This is a genomic window from Knoellia sp. B-D-2 (genome assembly GCF_057714695.1).
Genome location: NZ_CM173189.1, coordinates 2,580,653 through 2,596,436, shown reverse-complemented (window position 1 = coordinate 2,596,436; position 15,784 = coordinate 2,580,653). Strand labels below are relative to the sequence as shown.

Here is a 15,784-nt window from a genome sequence, read left to right as displayed (position 1 = left end):
CTATCGGGCGGCCGGGAGGAGCCCGACGCGCTCACGGACCCGCTGCATGGTGGCCCGGGCCACGACCTGCGCCCGTTCGGCCCCGGACGCGAGGATGCGGTCGAGCTCGGCGGGGTCGTCGAGGAGCTCGCGCATCCGCGCCTGGAACGGCGTGAGGGCACCGACGACGACGTCCGCGACCTCCTTCTTGAGGTCGCCGTAGCCGCGACCCGCGAAGGACGCCTCGAGGTCCTCCACGGAGGTCCCGGAGAGCACCGAGTGGATGACGAGGAGGTTGGACACGCCCGGCTTGTGCTCGAGGTCGTAGCGGACCTCGGCCTCGGTGTCGGTGACGGCGGAGCGGATGTTCTTGGCGATCCTCGCCGGGTCCTCCATGAGGTCGATGAGGCCCTTGGGCGACGAGCCGGTCTTGCTCATCTTCGTGGTCGGCTCCTGGAGGTCCATGATCTTGGCCGAGCCCTTGACGATGTAGGCGTCGGGGACGACGAGGCCCTCGCCGAAGCGGGTGTTGAACCGCTCGGCGAGGTCGCGGGTGATCTCCAGGTGCTGGCGCTGGTCCTCTCCGACGGGCACGTAGGCCGCGTCGTACATGAGGATGTCGGCCGCCATGAGCATGGGGTAGGTCAGCAGGCCGACGCTGGCGTTGCCGCCCTTGGACACCTTGTCCTTGAACTGGGTCATCCGCCGGGCCTCGCCGTCACCGGTGAGGCAGTTCATCACCCACCCCAGCTCGGCGTGCTCGGTGACGTGGCTCTGGCAGAACACCGCCGACCGCTCCGGGTCGACGCCGCCGGCGAGGAACTGCGCGGCGGTGACCCGGGTGCGGTGCCGCAGCACCTCCGGGTCGGTCGGCACGGTCAGCGCGTGGAGGTCGGCGACGAAGTAGAAGGCGTCGAACTCGTCCTGCAGCTTGACCCAGTTGACCAACGCCCCGAGGTAGTTGCCGAGGTGGAGCGAGTCACTGGTGGGCTGCATCCCGGAGAGGATCCGGGGTGCCGCCGAAGCGCGGTCGGGTGCGGGCATGGGCGTCATTGTGTCAGGTGGCCCGCCCTAGACTCACAGGCGTGCCACCCCTCCAGGACGCGTTCGCGACACTGACCGGTCACGCCCCCGACGGGGTCTGGTCGGCACCCGGACGGGTCAACCTCATCGGCGAGCACACCGACTACAACGGCGGCCTCGCGCTGCCCATCGCCCTGCCGCACCGCACCCGGTGCGCCGCCTCCCCCCGTGACGACGACCTCCTCCGCATCCACTCCTTGCAGGACGACTCGTCCGTCGAGGTGAGCATCCTGGATGTGGCACCCGACATGCCCAAGGGTTGGACGGCATACGTCGCCGGAGTCGTGTGGGCGCTTCGCCAGGACGGGTATGCCGTCCGCGGCCTCGACGTCGTCGTCGACGGGCGGGTGCCCCTCGGGGCGGGCCTGTCGAGCTCCGCGGCGCTCGAGTGCGCCGTGGCAGCAGCAGCCTCGGACCTCTTCGGGTTGGGCCTGCTCGACACGACCGAGGGCCGCCGGCTCCTCGCCGCGGCCTGCCAGCGGGCCGAGAACGACATCGCCGGCGCCCCCACCGGCGGCATGGACCAGGCCGCGGCGATGCACTGCACCGAGCGGCACGCGCTGCGACTCGACTGCCGTGACGGCGCGATCGAGCAGGTGCCGTTCGACCTGTCAGCCCACGATGTCGTCCTGCTCGTCACTGACACCAAAGCGAGCCATGCACTGGCCGACGGGCAGTACGGCGCGCGTCGGGAGTCGTGCGAGCAGGCGGCCGAGATCCTCGGGGTCGAGACCCTCCGCGAGGTGGTGGGGCAACCGATCGACGCGGTCCTCGCCCGGCTGCCGGACGACGTGCTGCGCCGCCGCACCCGCCACGTCGTCACCGAGATCGCGCGGGTCGACGCAGTCGTCGACGCGCTGCGCGAGGGCGACCTCGACGAGGTGGGCCGGCTGTTCGTCGCGTCGCACGAGTCGCTGCGTGACGACTACGAGGTCTCCTGCACCGAGCTCGACCTCGTCGTCGACACGGCGATGGCCCACGGCGCCCTCGGGTCGCGGATGACCGGCGGCGGCTTCGGCGGCTCGGCGATCTCCCTCGTGCCGGCTGCGGACGTCAAATGGCTGTCCGCCGCGATCGAGACGGCGTTCGCGGACGCCCAGCTCACCGCCCCGTTCTCCTTCGCGGTGGCTGCCTCCGGTGCGACGTCCGCCGACACGACCTGACGGCCATTCGCCCGAGATGTGCATTCTCCCGCGAGGCTACTCAACGCCCAGTTATGGTGTGCGGCATGGACCCAGACGCCGCCTTCGACGCGCTCACCGGACGTGTCCTCGTCGTCTGCACCGGCAACGTCTGCCGGTCGCCCTATCTCGAGCGCGTGCTGGCCCGCGAGCTCTCGGACACCGGGATCACGGTCTCCAGCGCTGGCACCGGTGCCCTGATCGGCGACGCCATCGACCCTCAGTCGGCGGAACTGATCACCGCGGCCGGGGCGAGCGCGCACAACTTCGCCGCTCGTCAGATCACAAAGGAAATGGTACGGGAGGCAGATCTCGTCATCGGGGCCGCACGTGAGCACCTGGGCCCGGTCGTCCAGCTCTTCCCACGCGCTCTGCGCTACTCGTTCGCCCTGCGCGACCTGGGCGACCTCCTCGCGAACGTCTCCGAAGGCGAGATCGCCAGCGCGGCGGGGGACAACCGCGTGGCCAAAGTGGCGACGGTCGCCATCGGCCGGCGCGGGACTGTCAGCCCACGAGTGCCTGACCAGTCCGGCATCGTGGACCCGTTTCGCCGGGACAGGGCCGTCTTCAAGCAGATGGCCGACCAGATCGGTCAGTCCCTGCCTGTCGTCGTGAAGGCACTGCGCGGAGCCTGAATGGCGAGCGTCAGTCGACCGCGAGGTCCTGGCGCGGTTGTGTGGTGACGTCGTCGGACCGATGCAGACGGCCGGTCTTCGTGCGGCGTTTTGAGCCCGCGCCCTCGGGCCGGTACTCGTACCGATAGTCGTAGTAACTACCCCGATTCTGTCGGGGGACGCGGTTGAGGACGATGCCCAGCACCGTCCCGTTCACCGTCTCGAACGTCTCCAAGGCGTGCTCGAACTGGTCCTTGGTGACGATGCCGCTGCCCGCCACCATGATGGCGCCGTCGGTGAGGCGCGTCAGCACGGTCGAGTCGGTGACCGGCAGGACCGGAGCACCGTCGATGAGGACGAAGTCGAAACGTTGTCGAAGCTCGTCGAGGACGTTGCGCATGGCGGTTGACCCCAGCAGCTCGCTGGGGTTGGGCGGCGTCGCCCCGGCGCCCAGGACGGTGAGCGAGTGCGTGCCGAAAGGTTGCAGCACGTCGTCGAGGTCGTAGCGTCCGATGAGCACGTCGGTGAGTCCGACCGACCCCTCGAGCCCGAGGTAGGTGAGCATCCGCGGACGCCGCAGGTCGCCCTCGACGACGCAGACGCTCGACCCGGACTCGGCCATGGCCAGCGCCAGGTTGGCGGTCGTGGTCGTCTTGCCTTCGCCCGTGATCGAGGACGTGATGACGATGACGTGCGGGTGCTCCGTGGCATCGACGAACTGGAGGTTGGTGCGCAGACTGCGGAAGGCCTCGGCACGCCCGGCGTGCGGGTCCGCTTGGATGATGAGCGGATGCTTCGACGCGTCCTCATCGAAGGGGATGCCGCCGAGCACGACGGCATCGGTCAAACGCTCGACGTCCTCTTTGGAGCGGAGCTTGGTGTCGATGAGATGCTTGAGCACGGCAGCGCCAAAGCCGGCAAGGAGCCCGAGGACGAGGCCGAGCGCGAGGTTGCGGGCCGGGCTCGGACTGACCGGGGCCGACGCCACCGTCGGCTCACGCAGGAGCGTCACCTTGACGGGACTGGCGGCCTCAGGGGTGACGCGCTCAAGATCCGCGACGACGTTCGGGAAGACTTCAGCAATCGCCTGCGCGATGTCCCGTGCCTTGGTCGGGTTGGGGTCCGTGACCGATACATCAAGCAGCACCGTGTCCGGGGGGGTCGTGGCGGTGATCTTGCCCGCCAGCGCTCCGACGGAGTCGCTCACGCCGGATTGTGCAATGACCGGCTCAAGAACCTTGGGGGCCAGCAGGAGCTGGCTATATGACTTCACCCGCTCTTGAGTGAAGTACCCGCCTTCCGCAAGGCCGCTGTTTGCTGAGGCGGCCGTCGACACGAAGAACTGGGTGCTCGACGTGTACATCGGCGTTGCCAAGAGGGTCAATGCGGCCGCGAGCGCCACGACGGTGAGTGAGACGACGGCGAGGGTTCGCCAACGACGTCTCAGGATCTGGACGTAGGCCATGAGGTCCAAAGCGTGTATTCCTAACGTGGGGGCGTCCGGCCTGTCAAGGGTACCGGCCCCGATGCAATAGTATGTTCTAGTCCCGCCGGGGGCCCAGACAGGCTAGTCCGCGTGGTTGACTCCGGACACCTACCCACCGAAAGCGATTGGCTCGTGTTGTTCCCGCTGAAGCGTCGTGAGGTCACCGTCCAAGCGGCCTGGGCGCTGGTGGACGCGCTGATCGTCTTCGTGGCTGCACTGACAGCGGCTTGGTTGCGCTTCGACCTCAACGCAAGTCAGGCCACGGACTCGCCCATCGTCTCCTTCGCGGCAGCCGCCGCGGCAACGCAACTGGTCGTGAGCCTTGCTCTGGATGTGCTCTGGCTGGACCACCGCCGAGGCTCCTTCGAGGAGACAGCCCAGGTCGCTCGCGGCGCGTTGCTCGTGGGGGCCCTCCTCGTCGCAATCCGCGTGTTCACCGACTGGTTCACGGTGCCGCGCAGCCTTCCCTTGGTCGTGCCGGTGATCGCGGTTGTGGGCATGTTCGCCCTGCGATTCATCGTCCGCTCCTACCGTTGGGGGCGACCAGACGTCGGGGACAAGGACACGGCCGTCATCGTGTACGGCGCGGGCGAGGGTGGTCGGCAACTCATCCGGGCACTGGCCCGGGACACCTCTCCTGAGGGCCGGTTCATCCCTCTGGCTGTGATCGACGACGACCCACGCAAGCGACGTATGCCGGTCGAAGGCCTTCGGGTCAGCGGCGACATCACCCGCCTCCCGGAGGTCATCGAGAGCACTGGCGCCGGCACCCTCGTCGTGGCCATGCCGTCGATCTCCGCCGACCGCCTGCGCGACATCCGCGAGCTGGCCCGGCAGCACAGCCTGGACCTCCTCGTCCTTCCCTCCGTCGGGCGTCTCCTCGGCCCCGCCAGCGGTGCCGACCTGCGCCACCTGAACCTCGAGGATCTCCTCGGACGCCAGCAAATCACCATGGATGCCGTTGCCATCTCCGAGTCGATCACCGGCAAGCGGGTCTTGGTCACTGGTGCCGGCGGATCGATCGGGTCCGAGCTTGCCCGCCAGATCGCGAAGTTCGGCCCCGCCAAGCTGGTCCTGCTGGACCGTGACGAGTCGGCCCTGCACGGCAGCCAGATGAGTCTGACCGGCCGCGCTCTGCTCGACGACGGCACGCTCGCCCTGTGCGACATCAGGGACCCCGACGCCCTCCGTCGGGTCTTCGAGCGCGAGCGGCCCGAGGTCGTCTTCCATGCTGCGGCGCTCAAGCACCTCACGCTCCTCGAGCAATACCCCCTGGAGGCGTGGCAGACCAACGTCCTGGGCACGGAGAACGTGTTGGAGGCCGCCCGCTCGGCAGGCGTGCAGACCTTCGTCAACATCTCAACCGACAAGGCTGCCAGCCCGACCTGCGTGCTCGGCTACAGCAAGCGCTTGGCTGAGCGGCTGACAGCCCAGTACGCGCGCGAGGGTAAAGGAACTTACGTCAGCGTCCGCTTCGGCAACGTCCTCGGCTCCCGCGGCTCGGTGATTACGGCGTTCACCGCCCAAATCGAGCAGGGTGGGCCCGTCACGATCACCCACCCGGAGGTCGAGCGATTCTTCATGCTCATCCCCGAAGCGAGCCAGCTCGTCCTCCAAGCTGCGGCGATCGGCGTCAACGGCGACGTCATGGTTCTCGAGATGGGCGCACCTGTGAAGATCCTCGACGTCGCCCGAACCCTGATCGACCTGTCGGGGAAGTCGAACATCGAGATGGTGTTCACCGGGCTCCGACCGGGCGAAAAGATGTCCGAGGAGCTGTTCGCCGCTGGTGAGACGGTCGAGTCCGCGGGGCATCCCCTCATCAACAAGGTCGAAGTCCCGCCGATCCCGTCCGGAGAGGTGGCGCGAGCACAGGTCGCCGAGCCCGAGGACGCGCGCCGGTGGATGCTCGACCAGGCGGCCGAGAGCCTCAGCCCTGCAAGACAGCTCTGACCGTCGCCCAGAGAATGCGAAGGTCGCCGAGCCAACTGCGTGTCCGCACGTACTCGACGTACATGGCGGCCTTCATCGGCAAGAGCTCCTGGATGTAGAAGAGCTCCGGGTCGCCCTGCCCGGACAGAAGCTCGGCCTCATGACGCATCTTGACGCTGGCCGGGTCGGTGATACCCGGCCTCACGGAAAGAATCTCGTCACGCACATCCGCGGGCCACAACCTGACGTACGCCTCAACCTCCGGCCGAGGGCCGACGAGGGCCATGTCGCCTTTGAGGACATCGATGAGTTGAGGCAGCTCGTCCACTTTCGAACGGCGTAAGACTGCCCCGACGCGCGTGATGCGCGAATCCGAGCTGGTGCTGACACCCAGCCCACGGCTACCATCCGCCATCGTGCGGAACTTGTGAATGTGGAAGAGGTGCCCATCTCGCCCGACTCGCTCCTGACGGAAGAACACCGGCCCCCGGCTGTCGAGTCGCACGGCCAAGGCTGCGGTTGCCAAAACAGGAGAGGCCACAAGGAGCCCCGCGGCCGCGATGACCACATCAGTGGCTCGCCGGGTGAGTGCCTCTGAAGTGGAGCCAGTCATGACAATATTTCCCGGACCGCGCCGATGACGCGGGCTACCTGAGCGTCTGTCATCGAGGAGAAGATCGGAAGACTGACGACTCGGCCGAACTCGGCCGTCGCTACCGGGAGGTCGGCCTCGGTCTGATCGCACAGTTCACGCCAGACTGGATGCATGTGAAGCGGGATAAAGTGAACGCTGGTCCCAACTCCCGCCTCCGCCATGCGCGCTATGAAATCGTCGCGGTCGACTGGGCCGCCATCCGTCAGTCGAGCCACGTAGAGATGCCACGCATGAGTGTCGCCCTCTGGTGCGCCTGCCGGAAGCTTGAGCGGTAGGTCCGCAAAGGCGGCATCGTAGGCCGACGCGATCTCCGCTCGCCGCGCTCCCATGGTGGCGGCACGCGCCAGTTGAACTCGTCCCATAGCTGCCGCAGGGTCTGTGAGGTTGTACTTGAACCCTGGTGCCACGACCTCGTAGTGCCACAACGGGGTCTTGCTCTGATAGCGGTCGAAGACATCGCGGCTGATGCCGTGCAAGCGCATGACGCGCATCCTTCGAGCAAGGCTCTCGTCGCTAACCAGAACCATGCCCCCCTCGCCTGTGGTCATCGTCTTCGTTGCGTAGAAACTGAAAACGACTGCCTCGCTCCCGCTGCCAACCACCTCACCGTCTGTCACAGTCGGGATAGCGTGGGCCGCATCCTCGATGACCGACAGCCCATGTCTTCGAGCCAAGTGGCGCAGGGCCGCTGGAGACACGCCGAGTCCCGCGAAGTGCACAGGTATCACCGCACGCGTACGTTCGGTCACGGCACGTTCAGCTAGAGCCAAATCGATGTTCAGGGTCACCGGATCCACGTCTACGATGACCGGTTGCGCACCCAGGTACCTGACCACCTCGGCCGTAGCCGTGAATGTCCATGCAGGAACGATGACCTCGTCGCCAGGCTTGATTCCAATCGCCTCTAGTGCCAGATGCAGGCCAGCCGTAGCCGAGTTCACCGCAACGGCAATTCGGCCGGGCGCAAGGGCAGCCGCAAACTCGGTCTCGAACTCCTTCGCATGGCGCCCAGTCGTCAGCCAGCCGGATCGGACGGCGTCCGCCACAGCGTCCACTTCAGCCTCCGTGATGTCAGGCACGGCAAAGGGGATGAAGGACTCGGCGGACATGGGCTCCTCAGACGCGGAAAGGTAGCGGACTGGACCAACTGTATGCTGTTGCAGGGAAGGTCTGGGCCAGCGAGCGTCTCGACGATATCCACAGAAATGGAGCATTCAACTCGTGCGCGTCGGGATGCTCACCCAGTGGTACGAACCCGAGCCCGGCCCCGCTGCCCTTCCTTCAGTGTTGGCCCGGGGTCTCGCTGCCAGGGGCCACGAAGTGCAGGTGGTGACTGGGTTTCCCAACTATCCGTCGGGCAGGATCGCTGACGGCTACCGGTTGACGCGCAAGCTCGACGAAGTGGTGGACGGAGTCGGCGTTCGTCGCGTGGCGCTGTATCCACATCACGGCGCCAGCACCGTTGGTCGGCTAGCCAACTACGGGTCCTTCGGCCTGAGCGCCCTCGCCTCAGGACTGGGTTCTCTGCGGAGCTGCGATGCCGTCTGGGTGAATTACTCACCGATCACCATCGCGGCTCCGATGCTCGCCGCTCGCTACGCCTTCGGAGTCCCCATGGTGACCCACGTCCTCGACCTCTGGCCCGACACGGTCTTCGCCAGTGGCTTCGGTGGGGCCGGCAGGACCGCGTCGACGATCCACGCCGGCCTCGACCGCTGGTGCTCGGCGATGTACGCCGCGTCCGAGTCGGTCGCCTACATAGCGCCGTCAGTCGGCGGGCTCCTTCGCGACCGCGGGGTTCCGGCGGATCGACTTCACTACGTACCGATGTGGGCGAACGAGTCTGTGTTCCAACCGACGACCCACTCCATGCGAGCCGAGCTGGGCATCCCCGAGTCGGCCGTCGTCCTGCTCTACGCGGGCGCGATGGGGCCGGCTCAGGGTCTCGAGACCCTGCTGGAGGCCGTACACCACGTGGACGACCCACGACTCGTCTGCCTTCTCGCGGGGTCAGGCATCAGCGAGGCGGGCCTGCGAGCGAAGGCCTCCGGGCTGCGGGCCGACATCCGCTTCCTCGGACGGGTGGCTTCATCGTCCATGACCGAGCTCATGGCAACGTGCGACCTCGCCTACATCGGCCTGCGGGCCCACGAGCATTCAGCCGCCACCATGCCCAGCAAGACCCAGGCCACGCTCGCCTCCGGCCGGGCGGCGCTCGTTGCGGCCGACGGTGACGTGCGCTCGGTGGTCGTGGAATCCGGCGCTGGGATCCCTGCGGACCCCGGCTCACCGGAAAGCGTGGCGAGTGCGATCCGTCAGGCCCTTGCCGAGGGTCGGGCCGCCTTGGCTGCTCGCGGGGCGCGCGGTCGCGAGTACTACGAACGCACGTTCTCCGTGGACACTGCTGTCGGCGCGATCGAGTCCCTCCTCACCCATGCTGCACTGAAAGGCACCTCCCGACGATGACCATCAACATCAATGGCGCAACGGTCACGATCACTGGAGGCACAGGTTCGTTCGGCCGCATCATGACCGAACACCTGCTGGCACGTGGGGTCGCCGGGATTCACATTCTGAGCCGCGACGAGGCCAAGCAGGACGGGATGCGCCGCTCACTGGCCGACTCTCGCGTGAAGTACTTCCTCGGAGACGTTCGGGACAAGGACAGCGTCCTTGACGCGATGACAGGCGTCGACTTCGCCTTCCACGCCGCCGCTCTCAAGCAGGTGCCCTCGTGCGAGTTCTTCCCGGACCAAGCGGTGAAGACCAACGTCGTCGGCAGTCACAACGTCATCACCGCCGCACACGAGCGAGGTGTGCGGTCCGTCGTGTGCCTGAGCACCGACAAAGCCGTCGCTCCGGTGAACGCCATGGGGATGTCCAAGGCCCTCATGGAGAAGACGGCGCAGGCCTTTGCCAGGAACAACCCGAACTCCCCCACCACGGTCAGCATCACCAGATACGGCAACGTCATGTACTCCCGCGGCTCGGTCATCCCTCTCTTCGTCGATCAGATCCGGCGGGACCGCCCTCTCACGGTGACCGTGCCCGAGATGACGCGCTTCCTCATGTCGCTCAGGGAGTCCGTCGACCTCGTCGAGCATGCATTCCTGCATGCCCAGCCCGGCGACCTGTTCGTTCGCAAGGCGCCCGCGTCCACCGTCGAAACGCTGGCCAAGGCCGTGGGCGAGCTCCTCGGGCATCAGGACCCCGACGTCGCCGTGATCGGGATGCGTCATGGGGAAAAACTCCACGAAACCCTGCTCTCTGTCGAGGAGAGTGCACAGGCGGAGGACCAAGGTGAGTACTTTCGGGTACCGCTCGATGCGCGGTCCCTCGAGTACTCGCTCTTCGTCGAAGAGGGGGACCGAACCGCCGCAACGCAGCAGGACTACACGTCGGCGAACACCACGCGGCTCGACGTGACGGCCACGAAGGAGCTCCTCCTCACGCTTCCTGAGATTCGGCAGCTTGTCGACGCATGACCGCCTTGATCACCAGCCCGCTGCGCGCCTCGGACGTGGCTGAGCTTGCTCGCATCCATCGGCAGGCTTTCCCCACCTTCTTTCTGAGCAGTCTTGGGGAGCCCTTTCTGCGGCAGTTCTACGCAGGCTTCCTAGACGACAAGGAGTCGGTCGCGCTCGTCCTCCGCGATGCGCACGACGGCAGACCCGTCGGTGCCGCCGTAGGGCCACTCAGCCCTGCAGGCTTCTTCACACGCCTCCTTCGCCGCCGCCTCATTCAGTTCGCGCTGGCAGGAGCACGAGCAGCGGTGTGCTCACCAAGGGCTTTTCCGCGCCTCCTGCGCGGGATCCTGTATCGCGGCCACAGCAGCTCGCCCCCCGGTGCTCTCCTGAGCTCGATCTGCGTCTCTCCGGCGGTCAGCAGGTCGGGCGGCGGTTCCGTCCTTCTGCGCGCGTGGCAGACAGAGGTTGCTTCGCGGGGGGTGTCAGCCGCCCATCTCACGACTGATGCAGATGACAATGCCGGCGTCAACGCGTTCTATGAGGCTCGCGGGTGGGTCGTCCGGGACACCTACATCACGCCCGAGGGCAGGCGCATGCACCTGCGTGTGAACGACCGGCTTGACTGAGCGCAGTGCTCGTCACCCGTAAAGTGGCTGCCCAGACGCCGGGCTCCACGCCGCGAAAGGACTCATGAAAATTCTGCTCACCGGTGCGTCCGGTTTCCTCGGCTGGCACACACGGCTGCGTCTGCGGGCCCTCACCGACCATGAAGTCGTGCCGGTCGACCGCGCTTCCTGGGCCGGCCTGGGCGAGGCCGTCTCCGACACGGATGCGATCATCCACATCGCCGGTGTCAACCGAGCCGAGGACGAGGTGGTCCGCCAGGGCAACGAGGACCTCGCCCGAGATGTGGCGACCGCGATGTCCGCGGGCAGCCGCCCCGTGCGCGTCGTCTACGCCAACTCGATCCAAGACGGCAACGGCACGGCATACGGGCTCGGCAAGGCCCGGGCACGCGAGATCCTCGCGGCGGCCGCGGAGGCAACCGGGGGCTCCCTCGTCGACGTGCGCTTGCCCAACCTCTTCGGCGAGCACGGGCGGCCGGCATACAACTCGTTCGTCGCCAACTTCGTCCAAGCCGTCCGTGAAGGTTCCGCGCCGACCGTGAACGACAGCGAGGTCGGCCTGCTGCACGCACAGGGCGCAGCCGCTGCGCTCATCGACGGCCTCACGGGTGCGGCTCGGCGGATCGACCCGCCGAGCACGCCGGTCACGGTGCAGGGCGTCCTCGACCTGCTCCACGAGTTCAAGGCGTCCTACGACACCGGTGAGATCCCGGACCTGTCGACGCCGCTCCGGGTGGACCTGTTCAACACCTACCGCGCGGCGCTCTTCCCGGACCGTTACCCCATCCCCCTCACGCCACACACCGATCCGCGCGGCACCTTCGTCGAGACGATCCGGGTCCGCGGCGGCGAAGGGCAGGCTTCCTTCTCGACCACCGTCCCCGGCGTCACCCGGGGCGAGCACTTCCACCTCCGCAAGGTCGAGCGGTTCGCGGTCATCGCCGGCGAGGCTCGCATCTCGCTGCGCAAGATGTTCACCGACGAGGTCATCGACTTCGCGGTCTCAGGTACGCAGCCGTGCGCGATCGACATGCCCGTCGGCTGGGTCCACAACATCACCAACACCGGCGCTGACACGCTGGTCACCCAGTTCTGGTCGCACGAGCTGCACCGACCCGAGGACCCCGACACCTATCCCGAGACCGTCCGCACCCAGGGAGCATCCGCATGAAGGTCATGACGATCGTCGGGACCCGACCCGAGCTCATCCGCCTCTCGCGGGTGATTCACCGGCTCGATGAGACCGTCGACCACGTGCTCGTGCACACCGGTCAGAACTACGACTACGCCCTCAACGAGGTGTTCTTCAGCGACCTCCGCATCCGCAAGCCGGACCACATGCTCGGGGTCGACACCTCGAGCCTGGGTGCGGTGCTCGGCGGCACCCTCATCGCGGCCGAGACGGTCATGCTCGAGGAGCGCCCCGACGCGGTCCTCGTCCTCGGTGACACCAACTCGTGCATCGCCGCGGTCATGGCCAAACGGCTGCGCATCCCGACCTACCACATGGAGGCGGGCAACCGCTGCTTCGACGAGAACGTGCCCGAGGAGACCAACCGCCGCCTTGTCGACCACGTCGCCGACTTCAACCTCGTCTACACCGAGCACGGCAGGCGCAACCTGCTGGCCGAGGGTCTGCACCCCCGGCGCATCATCAAGACCGGGTCGCCGATGCGCGAAGTCCTCGACGCCTACCGCGACGAGATCCTCGCGTCGACCGTGCTCGACCGCTTCGACCTCACCGAGGGTGGCTACTTCCTTGTCAGCGCGCACCGCGAGGAGAACGTCGACTCCCCCAAGCGCCTGCGCGCCCTCATCGACTGCCTCACCGCCGTGTATGCCGCGTTCGGGCTCCCCGTCTTCGTCTCGACCCACCCACGCACCCGCAAGCGGCTCGAGGCGCTGCCGGACTGGTCGGACCCCGAGGGCATCACCTTCAGCGACCCGCTAGGCTTCCACGACTACAACAAGCTCCAGCTCTCGGCTGCTTGCTGCCTCTCGGACTCCGGAACGATCGCGGAGGAGTCGACGCTGCTCGGCTTCCCCGCTGTGACCCTTCGGGACTCGATTGAGCGGCCGGAGGCGCTAGACACTGGCGGCCTAATAATGACCGGGCTGCACGCCGGCGACGTCGTCACGGGGGTCCGGGCCGCCATGGCAACACCCCGAAGTCGTGACGGGGTGGGTCACCTCACGCCCGACGATTACCTCATCGACAACACGAGCGAGCGGACCGTCAACTTCATCCTCTCAACAACGAACCGACATCATCAATGGGCTGGAATACGGTCCACTTGAATAGCCCGGGCGACGAATACGCAAGCGACGGTCGGGCCCCTGCGCGTTTAGAAAGCGGTGACCCCATTCTTCGGGTTACGATTCTCGCCGATTGGTTCCCCCCCGCCACGAAGGCCGGCGGACCGGTACGCAGCCTCCAAGCGATCAGCGCCATGGAGGCGCCATCTCACAACCTCCGGATCTTGACCCGAGACCGAGACCTCGGCGATTCCGAACCCTTCGAACCCGCACGCACAACCGCTGTGGACTCATCGAGTCCGTTTGATGTCATCAGGCCGACACCATCTGTCGCCTCGACGATCTGGCACCTCCTGCGGAGGGAACGGAAAGCCGATCTCCTCTACGTGAACAGCGTGTGGTCCCCGGCTCTCGGCTACGTGCCGCTCATTCTATTCGGGATCGGGGCACTTCGACCTAAATCTCTCCTGCTCGCCCCACGGGGCGAGCTGAGTCCTCAGGCGCTCAAAGTTGGCAGTCGCCTCAAGAGGTTTGCGCTGGTGATCCTGCGCTGGCTCATCTCGCACAGGACGAATCTGGTCATCCACGCTTCGAACGAGCGAGAAAAGGCCGACGCCATCAGTGCCCTTGGGCGTAAGATCCCTGCCCTCGTTGAGGTGGATCCGCCACCCGCGCCGGAAGGGGCGTCACCCCCTGTACCCGAAGGACCACTCCGATTGCTCTTCCTGGCGCGTATGGTGCCGATCAAGAACTTCAAGCTCCTCGCCGAGGCCGCGCGGAGCCTTAGCTCGCCAACAGTGATCACGGTGGTCGGCACCATCGAGGATGAGGATTACTGGTCACTCTGTAGGCGAGTCTTACAATCTACCAGTCCCACCGTGACCGTGCAGATCTTGGGGCACCTCTCGGAAGGTGATATTAGAACCGCAATACTCTCCTCGGACGCGATGATCCTGCCGACGCGAAGTGAGAACTTCGGCTATGCCATCGCCGAGTCATTAGCGCTCGGATGTCCGTGCATCGTTCCAGACACCACCTTGTGGACCTCGGTGCTCCTCAATGGCGGCGGCTGGGTGATCAATCCGGACGATCCAAAGGCGTTGTCAATTCTGTTGGACGGACTACACGGCAGCGGGGTGCTGCGTGAACTAGGCACGCGCACCTCTGCCTTCGCGGCGTACGAGCAGTGGTTCACCGACTCCCGCGTGGCACAGAGCAGCCTGTTCACGCGGGCGTTCCGCATGGCCACCGGAGCGCAGGACGCCTAATGCTCACGATGTCCAAGCTTCGCAGCATGATCGTCCGCGCATCCAATCACGTCCTGATAACCCCTGGCGTGTTCGCCGCAGGCGCATTGATGACGGCCTCCGCAGCTGTCCTGGCGGCCCGACAGGGGCAACTGCACGACATCGCTGCTTACGCCGCAGGCGTAGGCGTTGCCGCACTCCTCAGTGTCCTAGTGGGTGGGGGGACAGCTCTGGTCTACGCCACGGGGCAGCCCGCAGATCAGGCCGCCGTACGAATGTTGCGCTGGCGGGCCATAGCGCCCACCATGCTGGTGTTGACCATCGTGAGCACCTTCGGCTTCCGCTTGGTGGCCCCCGACCTTTCACCTTGGCCGGTGCTTCTGGGCGGGTTGACGGTGATCATCAACAACTTGGCCGGACTTGACGCCGCGACCCTTCAGCAGAAGGGGCGCCTTTTCTGGTGGGGTTTCTCCTCCATCTTAGGACGCGTCGTCACGTTGTCCATGGTCCTTATGTCCGTTTCGTACTCAACATCGATGACAGCAGGAGCCCTAGCGACTCTCGTGCTCAACGCCGCGCTCCGGAAAGGTCTGACGCCTCAACGAGCCAGGTCGACGGAGTCGTTTCGACGAATGGCGCGTCGGGCCTTTAAGCCGCAGTTCGGCCTCATGTCTCTTATGGACACCGTCCTGCTTCGGACGCCCTTCGTCGTGGCACCTATCATTGCGTCGCCAGCGCAGGCAGGGATGTTCGCAAGCCTTTTGAGTGCCCAGCAAAGCCTCAGCGCGCTGCTGACGAGTGGCCTCTACACGATCATGACGATGCGAGGGGGTGGTCAGACCGAAGCCTTAGCCATGCATCATCGCACTGAGCGCCTAATCGTTCTTCTGTCCGTTCCCGGAACACTGTTCGCACTCGTACTTACCTCGCCTGTTATGGACCTGTTTGGATTCGCCGGACTGCAGTTTGCGGAACAACTTTGGTGGCTGGTCATCCTCGTGCTGCCTTTTGCGGTATGGAACCGTCGATCTCAGTATCGATTGTTGATCTCCGGACGAACCAACGAGGCTTTGCACGTCGTTGGGGTCATCAGTATGGTCGTGGTCCTTTTCGCAGTTACGTCAATCGGTACAAAGAACCTGCTACTTCTTGCGGGCAGTATACTTGCGGGTGAGATAGTGGGGGCATGTTGGCTGGCCTCTCGCACTCGCAAGGCGAGGAGCGGCGACGACATCGCCGCCGGATAGTAGGGTAGATA

Annotated in this window: 14 protein-coding genes; 10 read left to right on the top strand and 4 right to left on the bottom strand. The window is 66.1% G+C overall.

All coding sequences use genetic code 11. The features are described from left to right. Complete coding sequence (gene trpS, locus AC3EU2_RS12310; RefSeq protein WP_488176585.1) at window positions 1-1,032, bottom strand: tryptophan--tRNA ligase; 1,032 nt, start codon at window positions 1,030-1,032, stop codon at window positions 1-3. Window positions 1,033-1,064: 32 nt separating this feature from the next. Between trpS and galK the strand changes: the two genes are divergently transcribed. Both galK and AC3EU2_RS12300 read left to right on the top strand, forming a co-directional pair. Then, window positions 1,065-2,225 carry a galactokinase gene (gene galK, locus AC3EU2_RS12305; protein WP_488176584.1) on the top strand — a complete coding sequence of 387 codons (1,161 nt, stop codon included), beginning with the start codon at window positions 1,065-1,067 and terminating at the stop codon, window positions 2,223-2,225. A 65-nt stretch (window positions 2,226-2,290) separates the two neighbouring features. Beyond that, entirely contained in the window at window positions 2,291-2,878 is a 588-nt protein-coding gene (locus AC3EU2_RS12300) for an arsenate reductase/protein-tyrosine-phosphatase family protein (RefSeq protein ID WP_488176583.1), read from the top strand. 10 nt (window positions 2,879-2,888) lie between these two features. On the opposite strand, the gene AC3EU2_RS12295 is transcribed toward AC3EU2_RS12300, so the two are convergent. After that, entirely contained in the window at window positions 2,889-4,322 is a 1,434-nt protein-coding gene (locus AC3EU2_RS12295; protein ID WP_488176582.1) for a tyrosine-protein kinase domain-containing protein, read from the bottom strand. A gap of 111 nt (window positions 4,323-4,433) precedes the next feature. Here AC3EU2_RS12295 and AC3EU2_RS12290 point away from each other — a divergent pair, with 111 nt between their 5' ends. Then, window positions 4,434-6,296, top strand: coding sequence for a polysaccharide biosynthesis protein (locus tag AC3EU2_RS12290; RefSeq protein ID WP_488176581.1), 1,863 nt, complete (start codon window positions 4,434-4,436; stop codon window positions 6,294-6,296). Here AC3EU2_RS12290 and AC3EU2_RS12285 read toward each other — a convergent pair. Continuing rightward, window positions 6,274-6,888, bottom strand: a complete 615-nt coding sequence (locus AC3EU2_RS12285; protein ID WP_488176580.1) for a sugar transferase — start codon at window positions 6,886-6,888, stop codon at window positions 6,274-6,276. The genes AC3EU2_RS12290 and AC3EU2_RS12285 overlap by 23 nt on opposite strands. Next, a complete protein-coding gene (locus tag AC3EU2_RS12280) occupies window positions 6,885-8,039 on the bottom strand; it encodes a DegT/DnrJ/EryC1/StrS family aminotransferase (RefSeq protein WP_488176579.1) in 1,155 nt (384 codons plus the stop codon). Before AC3EU2_RS12280 ends, AC3EU2_RS12285 begins: the two co-directional genes overlap by 4 nt. Before the next feature lie 124 nt (window positions 8,040-8,163). Here AC3EU2_RS12280 and AC3EU2_RS12275 point away from each other — a divergent pair, with 124 nt between their 5' ends. From AC3EU2_RS12275 to AC3EU2_RS12245, 7 genes are all read left to right on the top strand, one after another. After that, window positions 8,164-9,396, top strand: coding sequence for a glycosyltransferase family 4 protein (locus tag AC3EU2_RS12275; RefSeq protein WP_488179485.1), 1,233 nt, complete (start codon window positions 8,164-8,166; stop codon window positions 9,394-9,396). Continuing rightward, window positions 9,393-10,415 (top strand): polysaccharide biosynthesis protein, encoded by a 1,023-nt coding sequence (locus tag AC3EU2_RS12270; RefSeq protein WP_488176578.1) that lies wholly within the window; start codon window positions 9,393-9,395, stop codon window positions 10,413-10,415. Before AC3EU2_RS12275 ends, AC3EU2_RS12270 begins: the two co-directional genes overlap by 4 nt. Next, window positions 10,412-11,023, top strand: a complete 612-nt coding sequence (locus AC3EU2_RS12265; RefSeq protein ID WP_488176577.1) for a GNAT family N-acetyltransferase — start codon at window positions 10,412-10,414, stop codon at window positions 11,021-11,023. The genes AC3EU2_RS12270 and AC3EU2_RS12265 overlap by 4 nt, the downstream gene beginning before the upstream one ends. Before the next feature lie 64 nt (window positions 11,024-11,087). Then, window positions 11,088-12,194, top strand: a complete 1,107-nt coding sequence (locus tag AC3EU2_RS12260; RefSeq protein WP_488176576.1) for a polysaccharide biosynthesis C-terminal domain-containing protein — start codon at window positions 11,088-11,090, stop codon at window positions 12,192-12,194. Next, window positions 12,191-13,321, top strand: coding sequence for a non-hydrolyzing UDP-N-acetylglucosamine 2-epimerase (gene wecB / locus AC3EU2_RS12255; RefSeq protein WP_488176575.1), 1,131 nt, complete (start codon window positions 12,191-12,193; stop codon window positions 13,319-13,321). The genes AC3EU2_RS12260 and wecB overlap by 4 nt, the downstream gene beginning before the upstream one ends. Window positions 13,322-13,818: 497 nt before the next feature. After that, entirely contained in the window at window positions 13,819-14,547 is a 729-nt protein-coding gene (locus AC3EU2_RS12250) for a glycosyltransferase family 4 protein (protein WP_488176574.1), read from the top strand. Window positions 14,548-14,573: 26 nt separating this feature from the next. Next, a complete protein-coding gene (locus tag AC3EU2_RS12245) occupies window positions 14,574-15,773 on the top strand; it encodes a hypothetical protein (protein WP_488176573.1) in 1,200 nt (399 codons plus the stop codon). The last annotated feature ends 11 nt before the right edge of the window (window positions 15,774-15,784 follow it).